15 protein-coding genes are annotated in these 23713 nt (G+C 75.5%); 8 read left to right on the forward strand and 7 right to left on the reverse strand.

Annotation, left to right across the window (positions count from 1 at the left end; all coding sequences use genetic code 11):
- The first annotated feature begins 294 nt into the window (after window positions 1–294).
- The 4 genes from ACGH2B_RS03935 to ACGH2B_RS03950 all read left to right on the forward strand — a co-directional run bounded on the left by ACGH2B_RS03935 (window position 295) and on the right by ACGH2B_RS03950 (window position 6066).
- On the forward strand, window positions 295–1734 hold the full coding sequence (locus tag ACGH2B_RS03935) for a glycosyltransferase (RefSeq protein WP_399084127.1): 1440 nt from the start codon (window positions 295–297) through the stop codon (window positions 1732–1734).
- Between the two features lie 52 nt (window positions 1735–1786).
- The gene (locus ACGH2B_RS03940; RefSeq protein WP_399084130.1) at window positions 1787–3292 is read left to right on the forward strand and encodes a DUF6056 family protein; all 1506 of its coding nucleotides are present in this window, start codon (window positions 1787–1789) and stop codon (window positions 3290–3292) included.
- Window positions 3293–3432: 140 nt separating this feature from the next.
- Window positions 3433–4773 carry a ricin-type beta-trefoil lectin domain protein gene (locus tag ACGH2B_RS03945; protein ID WP_399084133.1) on the forward strand — a complete coding sequence of 447 codons (1341 nt, stop codon included), beginning with the start codon at window positions 3433–3435 and terminating at the stop codon, window positions 4771–4773.
- 183 nt (window positions 4774–4956) lie between these two features.
- Entirely contained in the window at window positions 4957–6066 is a 1110-nt protein-coding gene (locus tag ACGH2B_RS03950; RefSeq protein WP_399084136.1) for a DUF2637 domain-containing protein, read from the forward strand.
- Between the two features lie 20 nt (window positions 6067–6086).
- Here ACGH2B_RS03950 and ACGH2B_RS03955 read toward each other — a convergent pair whose 3' ends face one another.
- From ACGH2B_RS03955 to ACGH2B_RS03965, 3 genes are all read right to left on the reverse strand, one after another.
- A complete protein-coding gene (locus tag ACGH2B_RS03955; RefSeq protein ID WP_399084138.1) occupies window positions 6087–6560 on the reverse strand; it encodes an ATP-binding protein in 474 nt (157 codons plus the stop codon).
- Between the two features lie 179 nt (window positions 6561–6739).
- On the reverse strand, window positions 6740–8482 hold the full coding sequence (locus ACGH2B_RS03960; protein ID WP_399084142.1) for a pyruvate dehydrogenase: 1743 nt from the start codon (window positions 8480–8482) through the stop codon (window positions 6740–6742).
- Between the two features lie 551 nt (window positions 8483–9033).
- Window positions 9034–10368 (reverse strand): protein phosphatase 2C domain-containing protein, encoded by a 1335-nt coding sequence (locus ACGH2B_RS03965; protein WP_399084145.1) that lies wholly within the window; start codon window positions 10366–10368, stop codon window positions 9034–9036.
- A 1814-nt stretch (window positions 10369–12182) separates the two neighbouring features.
- On the opposite strand from ACGH2B_RS03965, the gene ACGH2B_RS03970 reads away from it, so the two are divergent.
- Window positions 12183–12665 (forward strand): DUF456 domain-containing protein, encoded by a 483-nt coding sequence (locus ACGH2B_RS03970; RefSeq protein WP_399084148.1) that lies wholly within the window; start codon window positions 12183–12185, stop codon window positions 12663–12665.
- Between the two features lie 51 nt (window positions 12666–12716).
- Here the strand turns inward: ACGH2B_RS03970 and ACGH2B_RS03975 are convergent, their stop codons facing one another.
- Entirely contained in the window at window positions 12717–14180 is a 1464-nt protein-coding gene (locus ACGH2B_RS03975) for a DNA-3-methyladenine glycosylase 2 family protein (RefSeq protein WP_399096678.1), read from the reverse strand.
- Window positions 14181–14825: 645 nt separating this feature from the next.
- Between ACGH2B_RS03975 and ACGH2B_RS03980 the strand changes: the two genes are divergently transcribed.
- Genes ACGH2B_RS03980 through ACGH2B_RS03990 form a run of 3 tightly spaced genes read left to right on the forward strand, consistent with a single transcriptional unit; the run spans window position 14826 to window position 18377 of the window.
- Window positions 14826–16211, forward strand: a complete 1386-nt coding sequence (locus tag ACGH2B_RS03980) for an MFS transporter (protein WP_399084151.1) — start codon at window positions 14826–14828, stop codon at window positions 16209–16211.
- Window positions 16212–16266: 55 nt separating this feature from the next.
- Window positions 16267–17379, forward strand: a complete 1113-nt coding sequence (locus tag ACGH2B_RS03985; RefSeq protein ID WP_399084154.1) for an NAD/NADP octopine/nopaline dehydrogenase family protein — start codon at window positions 16267–16269, stop codon at window positions 17377–17379.
- A complete protein-coding gene (locus tag ACGH2B_RS03990) occupies window positions 17376–18377 on the forward strand; it encodes a 3-hydroxyacyl-CoA dehydrogenase NAD-binding domain-containing protein (protein WP_399084157.1) in 1002 nt (333 codons plus the stop codon). The genes ACGH2B_RS03985 and ACGH2B_RS03990 overlap by 4 nt, the downstream gene beginning before the upstream one ends.
- Before the next feature lie 118 nt (window positions 18378–18495).
- Here ACGH2B_RS03990 and ACGH2B_RS03995 read toward each other — a convergent pair whose 3' ends face one another.
- From ACGH2B_RS03995 to ACGH2B_RS04005, 3 genes are all read right to left on the reverse strand, one after another.
- Window positions 18496–18984 carry a GNAT family N-acetyltransferase gene (locus ACGH2B_RS03995; protein ID WP_399084160.1) on the reverse strand — a complete coding sequence of 163 codons (489 nt, stop codon included), beginning with the start codon at window positions 18982–18984 and terminating at the stop codon, window positions 18496–18498.
- 168 nt (window positions 18985–19152) lie between these two features.
- On the reverse strand, window positions 19153–20337 hold the full coding sequence (gene rsgA, locus ACGH2B_RS04000) for a ribosome small subunit-dependent GTPase A (RefSeq protein ID WP_399096681.1): 1185 nt from the start codon (window positions 20335–20337) through the stop codon (window positions 19153–19155).
- A gap of 339 nt (window positions 20338–20676) precedes the next feature.
- Window positions 20677–23631, reverse strand: coding sequence for an AfsR/SARP family transcriptional regulator (locus tag ACGH2B_RS04005; RefSeq protein ID WP_399084163.1), 2955 nt, complete (start codon window positions 23629–23631; stop codon window positions 20677–20679).
- Window positions 23632–23713 lie beyond the last annotated feature (82 nt).

Consider the following 23713-nt stretch of genomic DNA (forward strand, 5'->3'; position numbering starts at 1 on the left):
CGCCCGGCCTTTCACCGTCCCTTCTCCGTCCGCTCCGGGAAGGGGCGGTGACTGAGCCGATCGGGTCACCCCTGCCGCCGAGGGCGTGTGGCGAATGCGTGGCACCCGTTCAGTGATTAGATGCGGCCGTGGGATGCGAAGGGGAGCCGGGCCGCCCGCGCCATTCGGGTGAATTCGGGGGCCGCACCCGCATTCCGCAGCGGCGTACCGGGACTTCGCCGCCCATCCGTTCCGGAGCGGCACACGGCCCGCTCCGGTACGGAAATCCGTCCGTCCCGATGCGAGGAGAGCAAGGTGACCACCCTTCAGCTTTCGGTCGTGGTGCCGTGCTTCAACGAGGCAGCGGTCATCGAGAAATTCCACGCGGCGCTCGTCACCACCCTCGACCGGACCGGGGAATCCTTCGAGGTCTGTTACGTGGACGACGGGAGCGCCGACCGCACCGGCGCGCTGCTGCGTTCCCTCGCCGCGTCCGATCCCCGGGTGCGTTACACCTTCTTCAGCCGGAACTTCGGCAAGGAAGCCGCCATGCTCGCCGGGCTGCGGATGGCGCGCGGCGCCGCGGTGGTGCTGATGGACGCCGACCTCCAGCATCCGCCGGAGCTGATCCCGCGGATGGTCGCCCTCCAGCGGCACGGCTACGACCAGGTCGTACCGCGTCGCGACCGCGCCGGTGACGGACTGGTGCGCACCGCGCTCAGCCGTACCTACTACGCGCTGGTGCGCCGTTTCATGGAGGTGGAACTGGTGGACGGCGCCGGGGATTTCCGGCTGCTGTCACGGCGTGCGGTGGACAGCGTCCTCACCCTCCCGGAGAGCAACCGCTTCTCGAAAGGCATTTTCTCCTGGATCGGATTCGATACGGTCACCTTCCGGTACCGCAACGCCGAACGCGCCGCGGGCTCGTCGAAATGGGGCAGCAGAAGGCTCCTGAATTACGGCATCGACGGCCTCCTCTCGTTCAACAACCGCCCGCTGCGCCTCGCCATCTACGCCGGACTCTGGGTATTCCTCTCGGCACTCGCCTACGCCCTGTGGGTCGTCACGAATGTCGCCCTGAACGGCGCGAACGTACCGGGTTACGCGACGCTGCTGACCGCCGTCGTCGCACTGAGCGGAATCCAGCTCGTCACCCTCGGAGTCATCGGCGAATACGTGGGCCGCATTTACCACGAGGCGAAACGGCGGCCGCCCTACGTCGTCCGGGAGACCGACGCCTTTCCGGCGGCCGATCCGCTGCCCGTGCCCGTACCGGCGGTGGCCGGGGCGGAGCCCGCGCGAAGCCGACCACCCCTCCGAGCGCCCCGGCAGTTCGCGGCGTTCGCGCTGATCGGCTGCGTCAACACCGGCGTGTACCTCGCCGTGTACGCCTCGCTCAACCGCGTCATCCCCTATCTCGCCGCACACGTACTGGGCTACGCGGTCAGCACGCTCGGCTCGTTCCTGCTCAACTCGCGGGTCACCTGCCGGACCCGGCCCACCTGGCGCGGTCTCGTCCGCTATCCGCTCTCCAGCCTCTTCAACCTGGTGGCCTCCGGCGTGCTGCTCTACGTCGCCGTCAGCCGGTTCGGTGTGGAGCGCAACCTCGCCGCGCTCGCCGCCGGAGTCCTCGTCACCCCCGTCTCCTTCCTGCTCGCCCGGTGGGCCATCACCTCGGGCGACGCGGCGTCCGCCCCCCGGCACCGGCCGGTCGCTCCGCTCCGGCGCCCGGCCGACCGGCCCGAAGCGGGCTGATCACCTCACGGACCGGCCGCCCCGGGCGGCGATGTCGAAAGGCAGTACCGCCATGGCCGACCGCGCCACCGGCACCACCGTCCCCCGCGAACCGGGCCCGCCGCCGCGGCAGGCGCACCGGCCCGCGGCTCCCCGGGCCACGCCCCGGCCCGGCGGCCGCTGGGTGGCGCTCCTCGCCCTCGCCCCGCTGACACTGCTGGCCGCCGCGTCGTGGGCGGGCCGCTGGGTGCGGCCGAGCGGCGACGAGTGGTGCTTCCTTCCGGTGGTCCGCGACGGCGGGATCGCCGCGCTGGTCGACACCTTCTACGCCAAGGACAACGGGCGCGTCGTCAACGCCCTGCTGGTCGGTGCGTACGCCAGGTTCGGCGTGCCGGGCCACCAGTGGTTCCCGCTGCTCAGCGGCGTTGTGATGCTGGGGATCCTGTGGGCGGTGACCGCGGCGGTGCTGCGCCGGGCCGCCCTCGTGGCGCCCGCGGGGACCGCGCCGCTCGTCGCCGGTGTCGTGACGGCGCTGTTCCTCTTCGCCTCCCGGAACACGTACAAGACGTTCTTCTGGCCCGCCGCGTCGGTGTCGCACACCCTGCCGCCGGTGCTCGCCTGCGCGGCGGCGTTGCCGCTGCTGCGGGCCGGGAGCCCGGCCGGGCGGCGGGCGGCGCTCGTCACCGTCCTCGTCGCGGGCGTCCTCATGGCGACGCTCTCGGAGGAGACCACCGTCATCGCCGTCCTCGTCCTGGCCACCGCCTGGCCGCTGGCCGGGCGGATCGCCGGGGAGGGCGCCCGGCCCTTCCTGCGGCGGTGGTGCGCGGCGGGGCTCGCGGGCGCGCTGGCCGGCGGGGTGCTGCTGTACACCTCCCCGGGGCTGCGGATCCGCCGCGAGCGGCACGGCGCGGGCGCCTCCGAGATGTTCGCCGCCGACTCGCTGCTCGGCGCGCTGGAGGGGTTCGCCCGCATCCTCGGCATGCTGCTGACGAACTGGCCGTACCTCGCCGCCGTCGCCGCCGGCACGCTGCTCGCCCTGCTCGCCCGGCCCGCCGCCGGCGCACCGCCGCGCCCGCCGCGCCCCGTCGCACCGCTCGCCACCGCCGCCGCCGTGGTCTTCCTGCTCTCCGGCTACCTCTGCACGCTGCTGGCCTATCCCGTCTTCGGCGGTCATGTGACGTCCTCGACCCGTATCTGGAACGACTTCGTCCTGCCCTATCTGCTGCTGCTCACCGGCGCGGGCACGCTCCTGGGACGGGCCGTGCGGCGGCGCCGCGGGCGGACCGGGCCGCCGCTCGCCGCCGCCGCGGCGGTGTGCGCCGTGGTCTGCGCGGCGCTGCTGATCCCCGTGGCCCACCTCGACGCCGCCATGCGGACGCGGGCGCACGCCTGGGAGCGGCAGGACCGGTCGCTGCGCGCCGAGGCGGCCGCGGGCGCCCGGACCGCGCCGTACACCCCGCTGGTCATCTCCGACATGACGGAGCCGTTCGACGCGCACGGCGAACCGCGCTGGTCGGCGGCGTGCGCCGCGCGCTACTACCACCTCGACCGCCTCACCCTCGGGACCCGGCAGCCCTGACGGCCCGGCCGCATGGGTGAACGCCACGGCGCGCCGGTTTCCGCCGTACCCGGCGGCGGGACCCTCCCACCGGCGGCCCACCCGCACGGACGGCGGCCACCCCTGCGGTGAGGTCTTGCCCAGGCACACCGGGAGGGCGCATGGCTGACGGACCCCGCACCGGCCGGCGGCGCCCGCGCCCCGGCCCCCTCGCGGTGACGGCGGCGCTGCTGCTCCTGGCCCTGACGCTGACCGCGCTGCTGACATCCGGCGGCCCCGCCGCCACCGGCGAGCAGGCGCGGGACGGCGACCGGGCCGCGCCCTGCCGCCGGACGCTGGTGGGCGTCGCGCACGAGGACGACGACCTGCTCTTCCTCACCCCGCGGATCCAGCGGCTGCTGACCTCCCGTTGCCCGGTGCACACCGTCTACCTGACCACCGGCGACGCGGGCCGTACGGGACACAGGGGCGCCTACGTCCTCGACCGTGAGCACGGCGTCCGCGCCGCCTACGCGGAGCTGGCCGGAACCCGGGACGCCTGGCGCCACGACGATCTCGCGGTGCGCGGAACGCTGATCCCGTCGTTCACGCTCGCCGGGCGCCCCGAGGTCCGCCTGACCTTCTTCGGCCTGCCCGACGGCTTCCCGCACGGCGAGGGCAGCGCCGCCCACCACCGCCAGAGCCTGCGGAAACTGTTCCGGGGCGAGCGCCGCGTCCTGTACTCCACCGACGGCGCCCGCGCCTACACCGACGCCTCCCTCGTCGACGCGCTGGCCGCGCTGGCCGGCCGGACCGGGGCGGACAGTTTCCGGACGCTGGACTTCGACGCCACCCGCTTCGGCGGCCCAGCCTCCCACCTCGCCGACCACAGCGACCACGCCATCGCCGCCCGCTACTTCCGGCGGGCCGCCTTCGCCGCCCGCGACCGCCCCGACGTCCGCGGCTACCTCGGCTACCCGCTGACCACCCTGCCCGCCAACCTGACGCCGCGGCAGCAGGCCCGGAAGACGGCGGCGTTCGACGCGTATCTGCGCGGGGTCACCTGCGTCCCGTTCCGCTGCCCCCGCCCGCAGCCGACGGGCCTGTACCGCGGCTGGCTGCGGCGGGAGTACCCGCGGACGCACCGGCAGCCGCGGGACGGCGAGATCCTGTCCGGCATCGGCGGCGCGGACGGGCCGCGCCCCGCGGAACGCTGCCTGGACGCGGGCGGCGCCCCGGCCGCCCGGACCCGGCCGTGCGACGGCTCCCCGGGCCAGTCCTGGACGTACGGTCCCGGCGGACGGCTGCGCACGGCGGCCGGGCGGCTCTGTCTGGCGGCCGCCGCCGCGCCGGGCCTCGCCCCGTGCGACGGTTCGCCCGGCCAGCGGTGGTGGACCGACGGCCGGGGCCGGATCGGCTCCGGCGACCGCTGCCTGTACCAGGACGACCTGGCCCGGCCCGCCCCCGCCCTGCGCCTGGCGCCCTGCACGCCGTACCGCCCGGAACTCCTCTGGCGCCGCTGAGCCCGCACCGCCCGCCGTCGAACACAACTCGGCACACAGGCACGAAAGTTCGACGGACACGCCGACGGGAGCGGACCTCCTTGCACCCCTTGGCGTTCAGTTGTCCCGAATCCCGGGGCACGGGCGGCGACTTCGGTCAAGGTGGCGCGCGAAAACGCGTACCACTACCCGAAGGATCCCCGAATGAGAATGACCGACACGGCGCTGGACTGGCTGGTTCCGGGGGCGCTGCTGCTCGCCGGGGTGCTGACCGCCGGGGGTGTTCTGCTGTTCAGGCGGACGGCGAACCGGCCGCCGTCCGGCGAGGACTCCTGGGAGCGCAGCGAGGAGCGCCGCCGCCGCAAGGAAGCCGTCTACGCCATGGCCTCCTACCTGCTGCTGTTCTGCTGCGCGGCGGTGGCCGCGGCGCTGTCCTTCCACGGCCTGGTCGGCTTCGGCAAGCAGAACCTCAACCTCTCCGGCGGCTGGGAGTACCTCGTCCCCTTCGGGCTCGACGGCGCGGCGATGTTCTGCTCCGTACTCGCCGTGCGCGAGGCCAGCCACGGGGACGCGGCGCTCGGCTCGCGGATGCTGGTGTGGACGTTCGCCGGGGCGGCCGCGTGGTTCAACTGGGTGCACGCGCCGCGCGGCCTGGACCACGCGGGCGCGCCGCAGTTCTTCGCCGGGATGTCCCTGTCGGCGGCCGTCCTCTTCGACCGGGCGCTGAAGCAGACCCGCCGCGCGGCGCTGCGGGAGCAGGGTCTGGTGCCGCGTCCGCTGCCGCAGATCCGCGTGGTGCGGTGGCTGCGGGCGCCCCGGGAGACGTTCGCCGCCTGGTCGCTGATGCTGCTGGAGGGCGTGCGGTCGCTGGACGAGGCGGTGGAGGAGGTCCGGGAGGACCGCCGGGAGAAGACCCAGCGCCGGCTGCGCCGCCGCGACCAGGGGCGGATCGACCGGGCCCGGATCCGGGCGCTCAACCGGCAGCACCGGAGCCGGGGCCTGCGCCGGGCGGCCCGCCAGGTGCCGGCGGAGCCGTCCGCGGCCCCGGCCGGTGCGCTGCCGGAGCCCGGCGCCGTACCGGACGGCGCGCCGCAGCCGCAGCCCGTCGGCGAGGCGCGGCAGGCGCCCGCCGGTGCGCTGCCGTCCGCCGCCCGCCCGGCGCTGAAGGCCGTCAACGGCGCGGAGGACGACGGGCGTTCCACCGGGGCCCGTCCGCAGACCGTCGATCTGACGGCGGAGGACGACACCCAGACGCTGCCGCGGCTGGACTCCCTGGAGGAGAAACTCGCCGCGATCGAGCGGCAGTTCGGCTGAGTGCGGCGGACCGCGCCGCCTCAGGCCGGTCCGCTCCCCAGCTCGAACCAGACGCTCTTGCCGAACGCGTGCGGCAGCACTCCCCAGGCGTCGGCCAGGGAGCGGACGAGTATCAGCCCCCGGCCCGAGGTGCCGTCGCCCGTCGGCGGACGGGGCTCGGGCCGGGCGGAGGCGCAGTCCCGCACCTCGACCCGCAGCCGGTCGGTGACGGTCGCGGTGAGCTGCGCGCCGCCCGCGGTGTGCACCAGGGCGTTGGTGACCAGCTCACTGACGAGCAGCGCCGCCGTGTCGAAGAGCCCGGCGGGCGCCGGTCCGTCCCAGCGCCGGAGTAACTCCCCTAACGCGCGCCGCACTTCCGCCACCGCGCCGAGATCGGCGGGGCGGATCCTCCGCTCCAGTACGCCCGGTTCGCGGGCGGCCACCGCGGTGGCCCGGCCCCCCTCGGCCGCCGCGTCGTATCGTTCGCCGTCCTCGCGCCGCACAGGCTGACGCATCCTCTCCCCCGCCCCGAATAACGTCTCACCGGCTCTTCTCGAACAGCCTCACGGAGATGCATGCCCACGGGGCAAGGCGGCATGCTTCGACTTTCACAGGTCCACCCCACCGGGTGGCGGGCCGGACGCGGAACGCCGTGATCCGGCCATCCGGCATTCACCTCTTGCATGATGGGACGTCACATACGGGGAATGTTGCGCAGGTTGGACCGCGCCATCTGAAGCATCCGGCCGACGCCGCCGTCCAGCACGATCTTCCCGGCGGACAGCGCGAAGCCGGACACCATCTCGGCGCTGACCTTCGGCGGGATGGACAGCGCGTTGGGGTCGGTGACGACATCGACCAGCGCGGGCCCCTTGTGCGCGAACGCCTCGCGCAGCGCGCCCCGGAGCTGTTTGGGCTTCTCCACCCGGATGCCGTGCGCGCCCGCCGCCCGGGCGACGGCGGCGAAATCCGGGTTGCGGTTGGTGGTCCCGTACGACGGCAGGCCCGCGACCAGCATCTCCAGCTCGACCATGCCGAGGGAGGAGTTGTTGAACAGCACCACTTTGACCGGCAGGCCGTACTGGACGAGCGTGAGGAAGTCGCCCATCAGCATCGTGAAACCGCCGTCGCCGGACATCGAGACGACCTGCCGCCCGGGGTCGATGAACTGCGCGCCGATCGCCTGCGGCAGCGCGTTCGCCATGGAGCCGTGGGTGAACGAACCGATCACCCGGCGGCGGCCGTTGGGCGTCAGGTAGCGGGCGGCCCAGACGTTGCACATGCCGGTGTCGACGGTGAACACCGCGTCGTCGTCGGCCTCCTCGTCGAGGACGGAGGCGACGTACTCCGGGTGGATCGGGACGTGCTTCTCGACCTTGCGGGTGTAGGCGCTGACCACGCCCTCCAGTGCGTCGGCGTGCTTCTTGAGCATCCGGTCGAGGAAGGCGCGCTGCGATTTGATCTGCACCTTCGGCGTCAGACAGCGCAGCGTCTCGCGGACGTCGCCCCAGACGCCGAGGGCGAGCTGCGAGCGGCGGCCGAGGTGTTCGGGCCGGACGTCGATCTGGACGATCTTCACGTCGTCGGGGAGGAACGCGTTGTACGGGAAGTCGGTGCCGAGCAGGATCAGCAGATCGCACTCGTGGGTCGCCTCGTACGCGGCGCCGTAGCCGAGCAGTCCGCTCATGCCGACGTCGTACGGGTTGTCGTACTGGATCCATTCCTTGCCGCGCAGGGCGTGGCCGACGGGGGCCTTGACGCGTTCGGCGAACTCCATCACCTCGGCGTGGGCGCCCGCGGTGCCGCTGCCGCAGAACAGGGTGATCTTGCCTGCCGCGTCGACGAGTTCGGCGAGCCGGTCGATCTCGGCGTCACCGGGGCGGACCGACGGCCGGGCGGTGACCAGGGCGTGTTCGATGGCGCGGTCGGGCGCCGCCTCGGCCGCGATGTCGCCGGGCAGCGAGACGACGGAGACGCCGCTGCGGCCGACGGCGTGCTGGATGGCGGTCTGCAGGACCCGCGGCATCTGCTGCCGGCTGGAGATCAGCTCGCTGTAGTGGCTGCACTCGGCGAACAGCCGGTCGGGGTGGGTCTCCTGGAAGTAGCCGGTGCCGATCTCGCCGGCCGGGATCTGCGAGGCGAGCGCGAGGACCGGCGCCATCGAGCGGTGGGCGTCGAAGAGCCCGTTGATGAGGTGGAGGTTGCCCGGTCCGCAGGATCCGGCGCAGGCGGTCAGCTTGCCGGTGATCTGCGCCTCGGCGCCCGCGGCGAACGCGGCGGTCTCCTCGTGCCGGACCTGGATCCAGTCGATCGCCCGTGAGCGCCGGATCGCGTCGACGACGGGGTTGAGGCTGTCACCGACGACGCCGTACAGCCGCTGCACCCCGGCCCGTACCAGGATGTCCACGAATTGCTCGGCCACGGTCTGCTTCGCCATGTCCCGCTCGCTCCTTCGCCGCCGTCGGTGGACCGGTTTCGCCCCTCCATGAACCCACGGGGCGGCGCGACGCGCCCCCGGTACCACCCGGGCGGGTGGCGGGGAGCACTCGGGTGGACAGGGCGCGGGGGCTGCGGGGCGGCGCGCCGGGGGCGGTGGGGATGGGATGCCGTCGGCCCCCGCGAGGTGGACGGACGGCCGGGCGGACGGGTGGCCTGTGCCTGCGTTCAGGGGACGGCCGGGCGGTCCGTGGGCGTACGGTCACGCCGCCGTCGTCAGCCGTGCGGGTGGGGTGGAGGGCGTACGGCCCGGTGGCGCGCCCTGTCCGGCCTGGTCGCCGGTGTTTCGCGGGGGGGGGCGTCGCCGCGTCCGGGCGGGCCGTCGCGGCGGGGGGCGTGCGGCCGGATGCGGTGCGCCCCGGCTGCACGGGGTCCTGTGCCCCCCGGACGTACGGGGCGCTGCGTGCCCGGCGGGCCCTCCGCGTCGTACGGGATGCCCGGACCGCCGGAGCGTCCGTACGGGCCGTCCGCCCTCCCGTCCGGGGGCTACGGCTACGTGTCCCACACCCCGACGGCCGTGCGGTCGCGGGCGTGGCCCTTGACCCGGATCTGGGCGGAGGCGAGGAAGGAGGTCAGGCCGGGGGGTTCGGGCGCGGAGAAGTCGGTGGCCAGGCGGGCGGCGAGGGCCGGTTCGTCGGCGAGCGGTTCGGCGAGTCCGGCGCTGCACAGCAACAGGGCGTCACCGCGCCGCCCGGTGACGGTCGTGAAGAGGAACGGCGCGGAGCGGGGCGCGCCACCCCGAGCGGCCTGGTCACGGGCCGGGGCGGAGGCGGAACCTGGTACGAAAACGTCCGAGGCGGAGGCGGAGCCCGGCACGAAGGCTTCCGATGTGAGGGGTGAGTCCGGCGTGGGGATCTCCGGTCCGGCGGAGGGTTCCGGCAGGGGCGGTTCCTGGCCGGGCGCGGATGCCGCGCGTGGGGACGGCTCCCGGCCCGGGGCGGCCGGTTCGAGGTCTTCCCAGAGGCCGTCGCGCAACCGCAGGAAGCCGCCCTCGCCGACGCCGAAGAAGACCCGCGTACGGCACGCCGGGTCGGCGGGCAGCAGCAGACAGCGCACGGCCGCCGGGGGCTCCGGTGCTCCGCCGGTCACCGCGCTGCGCGCCCGCAGCTTCCCGTAGCCACGGTCGGCGAGCCGCTGGAGGCCCGACCGCAGGGCGCTGCGGTGGCCCGCCCGCAGGTCCTCCGCCAGCCGGGCGCAGCTACGGGCCACGGCCCCGCCGATCCAGGCGCAGGCGTCGTGCGCCGCACGCGGATCACCGCCGGCCGGCCCGGACGCGACGGCCGCCAGGAGCAAGGTGTGCGCACCGGTGCCGAACCGCGCCAGCAGCAGGGCGTCCCGCCGGGGCGCGCCCCGGTAACGCGCCGAATCTCCGCGCTGCGAGACGGCACGGAGCGTCAGCGAGCCGTACTGCGCCCCGTCCAGCACGGTGTCGGGCACCAACTCCCCGAGCCCCGCCGGTTCGACAACCGGCAACGCCACCGGCTCGGCCGCGTACGTGGGCGGCCGGTCCCCGATGAACCCGGGGGCGGCGGTCCGCACGGGGGCGGTGGGGAGTTCCGGTGTGGGGGCGGTCTCCGGGGTGGGCGGAGCTTGCGTCAGGGGCGGGAGGGCAGCGGTGGGGCGGGGCTGGGCGGCAGGTTCGGGGGTGGGTTCCAGGGTGGGGTCGGGGGTCGCTCCGTACGGTTCCGCCCCGGTGGGCGGTGCGGCTGGGGCAGCGGGGTGCGCCTCGGGCGGCGGAGCTGGAGTGTCGGGGGCGATGTCGAGGGGCGTGGCCGCCTCGGCGGTCGGTACGGCTGGGGTGGCCGCTGGGGTGGCCGGAACGGCCACAGGCGTCGGTTCTGCTTCCGGGGGCGGGGCGTGGTCGGAGGGCGAGGCGGGTTCGGCATCGGGCTCGGGCTCCGGGCCCGGCTCCGGCTCCGGCTCCGGCTCCGGCTCCGGCTCCGGCTCCGGCTCAAACTCTGGCTCCGGCTCCGGCTCCGGCTCCGGCTCCGGCTCGGGAGCAAACTCGGGCTCTGGCTCGGGAGCAAACCCGGGCCCGGGCCCGGTCTCTGGTTCTGGTTCTGGTTCTGGTTCTGGAGCAGGCTCCGGCTCGCGAGCAGGTACGGGCTCAGGAGCAGGCTCCGGCTCGGTCACGGTGAGCCGTACACGTTCCGGCTCCGCCCCGGAGGACGGTCCGGTCTCCGGCGCGGTCGCCTCCGAAGGGGCCGAGTCGGTGGGAGGCGGCCCGGCGGGCGACGGCCCGTCCGCTGCGGCGGGCCGTTCCTCCTTGGGCCGGTCCGCCGGAAGCGGCTGCGGTGCGGGCGGTGTGCGGGGGCCCGCGACGGGGCGGTTGGTCGGGAGCTCCTCCGGTGGCAGCAGTCCGGGCGGGAGGGTCCCGGGCCGGAACGACCGGGGCGGCGCATCGGCGGCCGGCCCGGTCGGCAGTTCGTCCGGCGGCAGCAACCCGGGCGGGAGCAGCCCCACGGCCGGGAGCGGGGCCGGGCCCGGCGCGTCGTCCGTCGGCACCGGGGCGCCCGGGAGGGGCGGGGCCGCCTCAGCGGGCGGGGCCCCCGGCCTGCCCCCGCAGCCGCGAGCCGGGGGCGGCACGGGCCCGTCCCCGGAAGGCGGAGGCCCGGACCGGTCCCCGGCACCCGGAAGCCGGTCTCCGGGGGCCGAAGGTTCAGACGGTACGTCGGCGGAGGGACGCCCTGGCTCCGGCCGGCCCCCCGCGCGGGGTCCGCTCCGTACTCCGGCGGACGGCGGTCGCGGGAGGTACCCGGAAGCAGGGTGCTCCGGGTCCGCTCCGGCAGACGGCGCATCAGGGTGTACGGCGGCAGACAGCGGCTCGGGCCCGTCGTCCGACGCCTGCCCGACCGGGCCCGCGGAGGGCGGCGGCTGGACGGAGAACGGAGCGGCGGGCGGCACCGTAGGAGCCGTCGGGCCCGTAACCGGCCTCGTCTCAGGGACGGCCGGCCCCGGGACCGGAGGCACCACCGGAGCGGTGGGCGTCCGGCCGGGAGGCGCCACGGGAACAGCCTCGTCCGGGGACGCCGGAGCCGCCGGGCCCGGAACGGACGGCACCACCGGAGCGACCGCCCCAGGAACGGACGGCACCACCGGAGCGACCGCCCCGGCAACAGGCGGCACCACCGGAGCCGTATGCAACGCGCGCAGGGCCGAGGCGACGCGTTCGTCGAGGGTGTCGGTGGCCTCGGAGGGGCCGGTGTCGGTCGGGGCCGTGGTGCCGGGGCCGGTGCGGCCCGGGCGGTCGCGGTCGGGACGGATGTCGCCGTAAAGCTGCCGCCACCAGTCGTCGTCCGGCCTGCGGCGTGGTGCGCCCTGCTGGTTCATGCGCCGTATTGTCCACGCGCCGGAGGCGGGGAAACAGTGCGCGAAGATGTGTTCGGACGGGCGCTCCGCCGGACGGTCCGGCCGGCTGCCGGTACGTCCCGGCCCGGCGGCGACCGGCGCATCCGGTGGACCGGGGGGCGCGTACCACGCGGGCGGGCGCCCGGCGTCCCGGTGGGACCGGTCCGGGGAGCGCGTTCGGGGTGCGTCCGGCAGGCTTGGGCCATGAGCGTGCACAGCCTGCCGGGACGGGGGGTCGCCGCGCCGGGACGCGGCCGGGCGGGGGTGGCCGCCGGGCCCGCCGGGAGCGCCGGATGAGCGGGTGGCAGCTACTCGGCGTCGGGCTGGTGCTGCTGCTCGGGCTGTTCGGGGTGCTGGTTCCCGGCGTTCCGGGGACGCCCATCGTCTGGGCGGGGGTGCTGTGGTGGGCGATGACGGAGCAGACGTCGGTGGCGTGGGCGGTGCTGATCGCCGCCACCGCGCTGCTCCTGCTCCAGCAGGCGGTGAAGTTCCTGCTGCCGACGCGCAATCTGCGGGCCGTGGGGACGCCGTACCGCGTGCTGTTCCTGGCCGGTACCGCCGGGATCGTCGGGTTCTTCGTGATCCCGGTGATCGGCGGCCCGCTCTGTGCCCTCGGCGCGCACTACCTGCTGGAACGGGCCCGGCTCGGCAGCCACGGCGACGCCTGGGCCGCCACCCGTACGGCGCTGCGGGCCGTCGGGCTGAGTGTGCTGGTGGAGCTGTTCGCCTGTCTGCTGGTGGTGGGCGCGTGGGCGGGCGCGGTGCTCGCGGGGTGAGACGGCGCGCCGGGCGCGGCCGGACGCGGCTTCGCGGACGCGCCCCGGCGGTCACCCGGCGGCGAGCGCGGGCAGGGCGAACGTGCCGGACGGGACCAGGCCCGCGTGCCACAGGTGGTGCAGGGCGTAGGCGCGCCACGGCCGCCAGGCGTCGGGGGCGCCGTCCGGGCCCGCGTCCGGGTCGCCCAGGGCCCGCATCCGGAGAGGGCCCGCGGTCCGCGCGCCGACGCCGGGCAGCGTGCGCAGCACCCGTTCGGCGGCGGTGCGGTCGGCGCCCGCCCCGAGGTCGAGGGTGCCGTCGGCGAGCGCGGCGCACAGGGCCCGGACCGGTGCACCGGCCTGGGCGGTGCGGAGGTCGCCGGGGGCCGGGAACACGTGGGTGAGCCCGCCGTCGGCGGCGTCCAGGGGCGTGCCGTACGCGGCGACCAGCTCCGCCGCGCGCTCCGGGGGCCCGCCGAGCACGGCTTTGACGGCCAGTTCCTCGGGGTCGGCGGCGCCCGGTGAGCGCAGCCCCGGGCGGGCGGCGACGAGGGGGGCCAGCAGCGGATCGCCGCCCAGCCGCTCGGCGACGGCGTACGGGTCGGCGTCCAGGTCGAAGAGGCGCCGCAGCCGCTGGACGGCGGTGGCCAGGTCACGCGGGTCGGTCAGCCGCAGCCGGCACTCCAGCCAGCCGCCGTCCGCGGCCCGCTCCGCGCCGCCCTCCGCCGCGCGCGGCCGCCGCCGGGCCGCGCCGCCGGTGGCCTCGTCGACCTCGGCGATGGCGGTGCCGTAGCTGAGCCGCAGGGTGCGCCGGTACGTGCGGTGGCCGCGCGGGCCGGTCGTCTCCTCGACGCCGGGGACGGCTTCGGCGGTGAGGAAGTCGAAGAGTTCGGCGGCGGCGTACGGGCCGCGGTACGCCAGGCGCAGCGGTATGCCGTGGGGCGCGGGGCCGTCCGCCGGGCGCCGGGCGGGGCCGCGCGGCGCGGCGGCGCGCAGTTCGCGCGGGGTACCGGCGTAGATCTCCCGCATCGTGTCGTTGAACTGGCGGATGCTGGCGAATCCGGCGGCGAACGCGAGCTGGGTGACGGGCAGCTCGGTGGTCTGGAGCAGCACCCGCGCGGTGTGCGCGCGGCGCGCGCGGGCCAGTGCCACCGGGCCCGCGCCCAGTTCGGCGGTGAGTTGCCGCTGGACCTGACGGGTGCTGTAGCCGAGGCGGCGGGCGAGCCCGGCGACGCCCTCCCGGTCGACGACGCCGTCGCCGATGAACCGCATGGCCCGGCCGACGAGGTCGGCCCGGACGTTCCATTCGGCGGAGCCCGGTACGGCGTCCGGGCGGCAGCGGCGGCAGGCCCGGAAGCCGCCCGCCTGCGCGGCGGCGGCCGACGGGAAGAACCGCACGTTGGCGCGTTTCGGGGTGAGGGCGGGACAGCTCGGGCGGCAGTAGACCCCGGTGGTCGTCACGGCAAAGAAGAACTCCCCGTCGAACCGCGCGTCCCGGCTGGACACCGCCTCGTACCTGGTCTCGTCGTCCCTGATGCCGTCGTGCCTGGTCCCGTCGTGCCTGGTGCCGTCGTCCCTGATGCCGTCGTCCCTGATGCCGTCGTCCCTGATGCCGTCGTGCCTGGTGCCGTCGTCCCTCTTGTCTCCCAGTGTGCGCCGCGGCCGCGTACCGGACCGGCGGGAATCGGACGTGGGCGTGGGAGGCGGACGGCCGGGCCGCGGGGGGAGGCGGACGGCGCGGGGCGGGAGCCCGGCCGGGGCGGGACGGGCCGGGAGCCGTCCGGGCCGCCGGGCGGCCGGTGGTGCCCGGCCCCGCCGCGACGGGTGCGGAAGCACCGGTGGCTCCCGCCGCCTCGTCCGTGCGGCGGGCCGGTACCCGGTCAGGGCCGGGCGACCGCGTCGTCCCGTACGGGCGACCACGCCGTCGCGTACAGGCGGGGAAGTGGTCCGGTGCGGCACACAGGCGTGATTTCCCGCCATTGATATCCGCTGATATCCGCCGGGCCGGAGGCCGTGGAAGCCGTGAAGTCCCTTTTCCCGTAAGGGAAGTCCCCGGTATGACCCCGGGATTCCCTCAACGGCCGGGCGTGCGGGCCGTGATCACGGTTACGGTGTGGGCTCTCGCTGCTTTTGGGCTCCACCGCATTCCGGGCACCACCGTCCCCCGATGAGGCGCCGTTCATGACCGAGCAACTGCTTCCGCAGAACCCCAGGTCCACGCGGTACAGGAACTACGTCGTGGCCATATGTACGGCCGCGTATCTGCTGTCCTTCGTCGACCGCCAGGCGCTGGCCTTGATGATCGAGCCCGTGAAACGCGATCTCAGCCTGACGGACACCCAGTTCAGCCTGCTCAGCGGACTCGCCTTCTCCCTTCTGTACGCGGTGATGGGGCTGCCCATCGCCGCGCTGGCGGACCGCCGCTCCCGGCCCGTGATCATCTCCGTCGGCATCGCGCTGTGGAGTCTGGCCACCGCGCTCTCCGGCCTCAGCAAGGGCTTTGCGCACATGTTCCTCGCCCGGATAGGCGTGGGGGTCGGGGAGGCGGCGCTGACGCCGTCGGCGTACTCGATGTTCAGCGACATGTTCCCCAAGGACAAGCTGGGCCGCGCCCTCGGTGTCTACTCGCTCGGCTCGATCCTCGGGGGCAGCGCCGCCTTCTTCATCGGCGGGTACGTCATCGGCCTGGTCAAGGACGTCGACGCGCTGTCCCTGCCGCTGGTCGGTGACGTCCACGCCTGGCAACTGACCTTCTTCGTCATCGGTCTGCCCGGTCTGCTGCTCGCGGCGCTGTTCTTCCTGACGGTCCGCGACCCGGAACGGCGCGGGCTGGCCCGGGACGCCTCGGGCGCCGTGCGGAAGGTGGCGATGCGCGAGGTGTTCACCTTCCTCCGCGGCCACGCGAGGACGGTCTTCCACCACCACGCGGGCTTCGCCCTCTCCGCGGTGGTGCTCCTCGGTCTCATGGCGTGGGCACCGGCCTTCTACCTCCGCACGTTCGGGATGACCCCGACCCAGGTGGGATACGCGCTGGGCGTCGTCGTGCTCGTGGCCAACGGCTCCGGTGTGCTCTTCGGCGGCCGGCTCGTCGACCGGTTCACCCACCGCGGCCACCCGGACGGGGCGATGCGCGCCGGGGTCGTCGGCGCCGTCGGTATGGCGGTGCCGGTCATCCTCTTCCCGCACGTCAGGCCGGTGTGGCTGTCGCTGGCACTGCTCGCGGTCACCATGTTCTTCTCCTCGTTCGCGATGCCCGCGTCGAGCGCCGCCGTGCAGTTGCTCAGCCCGAACCAGATACGTGCCCAGGTGTCGGCGCTGTTCCTGCTGGTGCTGAGCCTGAGCGCGGTGGGCGTCGGCACCACACTGGTCGCCCTGGTCACGGACGAACTCCTCGGCTCCGAGGCCCGTATCGGTACGTCCCTGTCGCTGGTGTACGGGATCTCCGCCGTCCTCAGCATCGGCCTGCTGTGGCTGGGCCGGGCGCCCTTCCGCCGCAGCATGGCCCGTCAGGAGCGGGCGTCCGCCCAGGAACCACGGGACGCGGTCGCGGACGGCACGGCCGGCTGAGACCGGGCCCGTCCGGCCGAAGGGATCCCCCCGACCGAAGGGAACAGCTCTCCCCATGGACCTCACCGTTCTCGGCGGCGGGCACGGCGCCTTCGCCGCGGCGGCCGCGCTCGCGGAGCGCGGCCACACCGTGCGCTGGTGGCGCCGCGACGCCCCGGCCCTGACGGCCCTGCGGCAGCGGGGCACCCTCGGCCTCCGCGACCACCGGGGGCTGCGGCAGGTTCCGGTGGGCGCCGCGGCCCGCGCCGGTGCGATCCGCGCCGTGCCGGACCTCGCCGAGGCGGTACGCGGCGCGCGGCTCGTGGTCGTCCCGCTGCCGGCGACCGCGCACGAGGAGCTGGCGAGCCGGGTGGCGCCGCTGCTCGGCGACGGTCAGGTGGTCCTCCTGCCGCCCGGCACCTTCGGCACGGTGGTGTTCGCGAAGGCCATGGCCGCCGCGGGCAACCGCGCCGACGCCGCCTTCGCCGAGAGCGGCACACTGCCCTATCTGGCCCGTACCCGCGGCCCGGACGAGGTGGCGGTCAGCGCGTACGCCACCCGGCTGCCCACCGGCGTCCTCCCCGCCCGCTCGGCCGGTGCCGCCTTCCGGGTGCTGCGGCAGGCGTATCCGGCCGTCGAACCGGTCGGGGACTGCCTCAGCGGGGCACTCATGAACGCGGGCCCGGTGATCCACCCGCCGCTGCTCCTCATGAACGCCGGGCCCCTGGAGCACGGCACCTCCTGGGACCTCCACGACGAAGGCACCCAGCCGTCGGTGCGGCGGGTGACCGACACCCTCGACGCCGAACGGATCGCGGTACGCGAGGCGTTGGGGTACGGCGCCCCGCACTTCCCGCTCGCCGACCACTACGCGACGGCGGGCGAGGAGTGGATGTACGGGCGCGCCGCGCACGGGAAGCTCACCGGCAGCGGCGACTGGCGGGAGCCGATCGACCTGCTCGGCCACCGCTACATGCGGGAGGACACCTGCCTCGGCCTGTCGTTCCTGGTGTCCGTCGGGCGGTGGGCGGGGTGCCCCACACCGGTCGCGCGGGGCCTGCTGAGCCTGGCCTCCGCCGTCACCGGCACCGATCTGTACGCCCGGGGCCGCACGCTGGAGTCGCTGGCACTCGCCGGTCTGACCCGCCCCGCACTCAAGAAGCTGCTGGACGAAGGGTTCCCGGTATGACGGATCAGGCACACCCCTGTGTGGTGGTGGTCGGCGCGGGCCGTATGGGGCAGGGCATCGCCCTCGCCTTCCTGTCCGCGGGGATGGACGTGACGCTGGCGGACGTCAAGGAGACGGACGAGGACCGGGCGCCCTACCGGCGGGCGGCCGAACGGGAGGTCCTGGACCGCCTGGCCGCGCGGCCCTCCCCCGTGTCCGGGCGGGCGCCGCGGCTCACCGTGTGCGGCCGCGCGGCTGCCGGGGAGCGGCTCGCCGGGGCGGACGTGGTGTTCGAGGCGGTCCCCGAGGTGCTGGAGGTCAAGCGGTCCGTCCTGTCCTGGGTCGGCGCCGTCGCCTCCGGCTCGGCGGTCATCGCGTCCACCACCTCGACGTTCCTCGTCACGGAACTCGCCGCGCCGGTCGGCGACGGGAGCCGCGTCGTGAACGCCCACTGGCTCAACCCCGCCGACCTCATGCCGCTGGTCGAGGTCAGCCGCGGTGAGCGGACCGACCCCGGGGCGGTGAGCCGGCTGACCGGACTGCTGCGGCGGATCGGCAAGGTCCCCGTCGTCTGCGGACCGGCGCCCGGCTACATCGTCCCCCGGCTCCAGGTCCTCGTGATGAACGAGGCCGCGCGGATGGTCGAGGAAGGCGTCGCGAGCGCCGCCGACATCGACCGGGCCGTCCGCGCCGGATTCGGCCCGCGCTTCTCCGTGCTGGGCCCGCTCGAATTCATCGACTGGGGCGGCGGCGACACCCTGTACTACGCGTCGCGCTACCTCGCCGCCGCCCTGGGCGAGCGGTTCCGCGCACCGGCCGTCATCGAGGAGAACATGCGGTCCCGGCGCCGGGGCCCGCAGGACGGCACGGGCTTCTACGACTACACACCCGAGGACCTCCCCGCGTACCGGGCGTCCCGGATGCGGGAGTTCGAGGAGTTGCTGCACCTCAGAGCGGACGGACTCCGCGCCGACGCGCCCTTCCCGGAACGGCCCGCCGCGCCGCCGGAACACGGCTGAGCCGCGCGGGGGCGACCGGACCGGAGAGACCCGCACCGGGAATCCGTCCCCGTCCTCGGGCGCTGCCGCTCCCGGCGTGCCCGCAGCGGCAGCGCCGCCGGGGCGCGGACACCGCGGGTCAGCCGGCCCGGCCCAGCGCCTTGCCGTAGCAGATCTCGACGTACGGACCGGTCCGGTACGCAGGGATCTCGCGGTAGCCGTGGCGGACGTACAGCGAGCGGGCCTCGATCAGGTCGAGGCGGGTGTTGAGGACCATTCGGGCGGCGCCCAGCAGCCGTGCCTCGCTCTCCAGCAGCTCCAGCAGGAGGCCGGCGCCCTTCTTGCCCCGGAAGGCGGGACGCAGGTACACGCGAGTCAGTTCGGCACGTCCGGGATCCAGCATCAGCAGCCCGCCGCAGGCGGCGGCCTCGCCGTCGAACCGCCCCACGACGAACTGACCCGTGGGCGGGGTGAGCAGGTCCGCGCCGTCGTCGGCCAGACCCTGGTCGATCTCCGCGCGGGTCGCCGGTCGCTTCCAGTAGCGGCTGGCGACCTCGTCGTAGTAGGCGCGGCGCAGGGCGGTCGCGTCCGTGGAGTCGAAGGCTTCGGGGGTCAGATGCCAGGTCATGCACGTTCTGTAGCCGGGGTACGTGGCCCGCGGCAAGCTGATTTGGCGGCCGGGACCCGTAGGGCGGTCGCCGCCGGGCCCCGCGATCAAGGCGGCCGGGCTCGCCGGAGGCCCCGTCGCCGGGATCCGTGGCCCGGACCTCGGCGACGGGGCTCCGCCCGGCGGGCCCTACCCCCGCCGCCCGGTCCCCCTCTTCCGTGCCGACCGCTCGCGTCCCTCCGCCTGCTTCAGCCGCCACTCGCGGCGCATCTCGGCCCGGAGGCGGACATCGGTCTTCGCCACGATGCGGCGGTTCTCCCGTTGCAGCTTGCGGTAGCTGTCCAGGCGGCGGGCGGCCAGGCTGCCGTCCTCGACCGCGTCCCGGACCGCGCAGTCCGGCTCCGCGCCGTGCGCGCAGTCGGGGAAGCGGCACCGCGCGGCCAGCTCCTCGACATCCGCGAACGTACGGCTGAGCCCGCCCTCGGCGTCGTACATGCCGACGCCCCGCAGCCCCGGGGTGTCGATCAGGACGCCACCGCCGGGCAGCGGCAGCAGATCGCGGGTCGTGGTGGTGTGCCGGCCCTTGCCGTCGCGGTCGCGGATGGCCCGCACCCGCTGCGCCTCCCGGCCGGCGAGGACGTTGGCGAGCGTCGACTTCCCGGCGCCGGACCGGCCCAGCAACGCCGCGGTCCCGCCGGTGAGCGCGGCGGCCAGCGCCTCGGTGCCCTCCCCCGACTCGGCGCTGACGGCCAGCACCCGCACCCCCGGCGCCGCGCCTTCGACGTCCGCGACGAGCTGCGCCGCGCACGCCCCGTCCGTCACGAGATCCGCCTTGGTCAGCGCCAGCAGCGGCTGCGCGCCGCTCTCCCAGGCGAGGGAGACGAACCGTTCGACACGGTCCAGGTCGAGCGGTTCGGCGAGCGAGACCGCGATCACCGCGTGATCGACGTTGGCCGCGAGGATCTGCCCGTCCGACCGTTTCGACGACGCCGACCGCACGAACGCGGTGCGGCGCGGCAGCAACGCCCGTACGAGCCCGTCGAGTTGCGGGCCGACCCGGCCGTTCTCCAGGTCGATGACGGCCCAGTCGCCGGTGCACGGCACCCGCAGCGGATCGCCCGTCGCCACCGGCGCGGTGTCCACGAGCACGGTCCGCACACCGGCGCCGTCCGGCACCACGGCGTCCACCCGGCCACGGTCGACACGGATGATCCGGCCGGGGACGAAACCACGGTCGGCGTACGGCGCGAAGCCGTCCGCGAAGCCGTCGTCCCAGCCGTACGCGGCGAGCGCCGGCGCGGCATCGCGAGTGTGCGCCCCGGGGACGGCGGGGCGGGGTGAGGAGGTGTCCGCGGCAGCCGCGGACGGGGAAATGGAGGGAGAGGAAGCGGACAGGGAAGAAGGCAGGGAAGACAAGGCAGGCCCTTCGCACGGGCCCCGGCCGCACGCCCCGGCCCGGGGTACGGGCGGGCGCGAGGGGACGGCGTCTGCCGTCGTGGATCAGCCGGTGACCACGGAGGTGGACGGAATGAACTTCTGGAGCGGGGCGATGCCCCTCGCAACGGCAGCCATCAGCCGCACCTCCTCTTCACCTGCGACGAAACCCCGTCGGCGTCGTCCGCGACGCTCCGACGGTAGCCCGCGGGCGCCCGCCCGCACCACCGGTTTTCCCCGCGGCCGTACGCGGCGGGCGGTCCGCCGCGTACGGCGCCCTCACGGCAGCTCCCCCCGCCCCTCCGCGCCGCTCTCGCGCAGGGCTTCCAGGGCCAGGGCGCGTTGTTCGGGGTGGGCGTCGGCGCCGGGGAGGGTGAGGACGGTACGGAACTGTTCGCGGGCCTCCAGGACGCGGCCGGCGGCGGAGTAGGTGCGGCCCAGGCGGTAGCGGATGTCCATCTCCAGGCGGTCGCGGTGGGGCTCGGAGAGCGGGGAGAGCATGCCGTGGCGGGCGAGGGCCTGGTGGTGGAGGGCGGTGGCGGCGGGGAGGTTGCCGGCGCCGTGTTCGGCGGAGCCCATACGGGTCAGGGTGATCGCGTGCAGCAGGACGTCGCCGGAGCGCTGTGCCAGGTCGGCGGCGTGCCGGTAGAGCGCGCGGGCTTCGCCGAAGTGGCCGAGGTCGAGGTGGACGTCGGCGGTGGCGGCGAGGGTCTTGGCGATCATGCGGGGGCGGCCGTTGGCCTCGGCGTGGGTGAGGGCGGCGGTGTAGCAGGCCAGCGCCTGTTCATGGCGGCGCCGGGTGTGGTGGAGAGCGCCGAGGATGCACAGGCCCATCGCGTTGAGCCAGTTGTCGCCGAGGCGGCGGGCGACGGCCAGCGCGGCGGTGAGGTGGACGAGGGCGTGCTCGGGGCGGCCCGCCTGGAGTTCGGCGGCGCCGAGCCCGCCGAGGGCCCGGGCCTGTTCGCGCAGGTCGACGCGGGCGCCGTCGAGTTGCAGCACCTCGGTGAACCAGGCGCGGCCCTGCTCGTGGCGGCCCTGGTAGATGTCGGTGATGCCCATGCAGTTGCGCAGGGCGCCGGGCATCCGCGGGTCGCCGGACGCGTCGGCGCGGGCGAGCGCGGTGCGCAGCGCGCCGCGGCACTCGTGGTAGCGGCCCCGGCGGGCGAAGTAGTCGCTGAGGGCCTCGGCGATCCAGCATGCCTGGTCGGTCTCGCCGAGGGCGGCGGCGTGCGCGACGACGTCGGCGAGTTCGCCGCCCGCCGCGTCCAGCCAGCCGTCGGCGTCCTGCCAGTCGGTGAACGCGTCGGTGGGCCGCGGGCCGGTGGGGAAGCCGTCGGGGCCCCAGTCGCTGGTGATGCGGCCCGCGTCGAGGTAGAGCCGCAGCCCGGCGGTGCGCGCGGCCGCGGTCTCGTCGGGGTTCTCGGCCGCGAGCCGCCGGGCGTGCGCCCGTACCAGGTCGTGCAGGCGGTAGCGGCCGGGTCCTGGCTGGTGCAGCAGGCTGGCGTCGACCAGGCTCTCCAGGAGACGTTCGGCCTCGTGGGGCGGGCGGTGGAGCATCGCCGCCGAGGTGCGGACGTCGAACTCGACGGTGGGGGCGAGGCCGAGCGCCCGGAAGCCGCGCCGCTGCTCGGGCGCGAGGTGGTCGTACGACAGCCGGAAGGCGGCCTCCACGCTGCGGTCCCCGGCGCGCAGTTCGCCCAGCCGGTGTTCGTCGCCCGTCATCCGCTCGACCAGGGAGGTGAGGGTCCAGGAGGGGCGGGTCTGGAGGCGGGCACCGGCGATGCGCAGGGCGAGCGGGAGGCCGTCGCAGAGGCGGACCAGTTGCCGGGTGGCGGCCGGTTCGCGGTCGGCGCGGGCGGCGCCGACCAGGTCGCGGAGGAGGGCCAGACCGGCGTCGCCGCCGAGGGGGTCGAGGGTGACACGGCGGTCGGCGTCGAGTCCGGGCAGCCGGCGGCGGCCCGCGACCAGGACGGTGCTGCCGGGGCCGGCGGGCAGCAGCGGCCGTATCTGTTCGGCGTCGCGTACGTCGTCGAGGACGAGGAGGAGGCGCCGGGCGCTGGTGGCGGCGCGCCAGGCGGCGGTCAGGTCGTCGAGGTCCTCGGGGACCTCGCTGCCGGGCGCGCCGACCGCGCGCAGCAGGCGGCGCAGCACCCGCCGCGGGTCGAGGGGGCGGCGGTCGGCGCTGTGGGTGCGCAGGTCGGTGAAGAGGCAGCCGTCGGGGTGGCGGGCGCGCAGGGTGCGGGCGGTGTGCAGGACGAAGGCGCTCTTGCCGACGCCCGCGACGCCGTCGACGGCGAGGACGGTGACGCCGTCTGAGGTCAACTCCTCGGTGAGGTGGGCGAGTTCACGTTCCCGTCCGATGAGGCGGGTGGGTCCGGCGGGGAGGTCGTCGACGGCGGGGCGGGGCGGTGTGGCGCCGGGCGGGCGGGTCTGCGGGGCGTGCAGCCGTTCGTCGTCGCTGCGCAGGACCGCCTGGTGGGTGCGGCGCAGTTCCTCGCCCGGGTCGACGCCGAGTTCGTCGCGCAGCCGGGTGCGCATCTCCTGGTGGACCTCCAGCGCCGCGGCCTGCCGTCCGCTGTCGTGGAGGGCGCGCATCCGCAGCGCCGCCAGCGCCTCGTCGTACGGGTCGGCGGCGCAGAGTGCGGCGAGGCCGTCGAGGGTTTCGGCGGCGCGTCCGAGGTCCACGAGGCAGGCCAGCCGGTCCCGTTGGAGCGCGGGGCGGCGGCAGGCCAGGCGCTGCCGTTCGGTGTGGGCGAAGGGGCCCGGCAGGCCGCTCAGCGGCTCGTCGCCGAGGAGGGCGAGGGCCGCGGCGAGGCGGTCGGCGGCGGTGGCCGGGTCGCCGGCGGTGCGGGCGCGGTGGGCGGCGTCGGTGTGCGCGGCCAGCTCCGCGGTGTCGAGGAGGACGCCGTCGGTGCGGAAGAGGTAGCCGCCGCGGTCGCTGCGGATCACCGACCGGGCGGGCGGGGTGCCCGGCGGGTCGAGGGCCTTGCGCAGCGGATAGACGTAACTGGGCAGTACCCGGCGGCCGGTGGGCGGCGGGTGGGCGCCCCATACGTCGTCGAGCAGTTGCTCATGGCTGACGCGGGTGTCCGGCCGCAGCACCAGGGCGGCCAGGACCGCCCGCCGCCGGGCCGGTCCCAGCGCCAGCGGCGCACCGTCCCGCCAGGCCCGCACCGGCCCCAGTACGGCGATCCGCCACCGGCCGCCGTCACCTGCTCCGAAGTCTCCGCTCACGCCCGTCCCCCTGTCGGCATCAACGGAATTTCATCGGCATTTCAGCACCGGCCGCAAGGGTGTGCGCGTCACCACCGGCCGC

Source organism: Streptomyces sp. BBFR2, assembly GCF_044497305.1.
Lineage (GTDB): Bacteria > Actinomycetota > Actinomycetes > Streptomycetales > Streptomycetaceae > Streptomyces.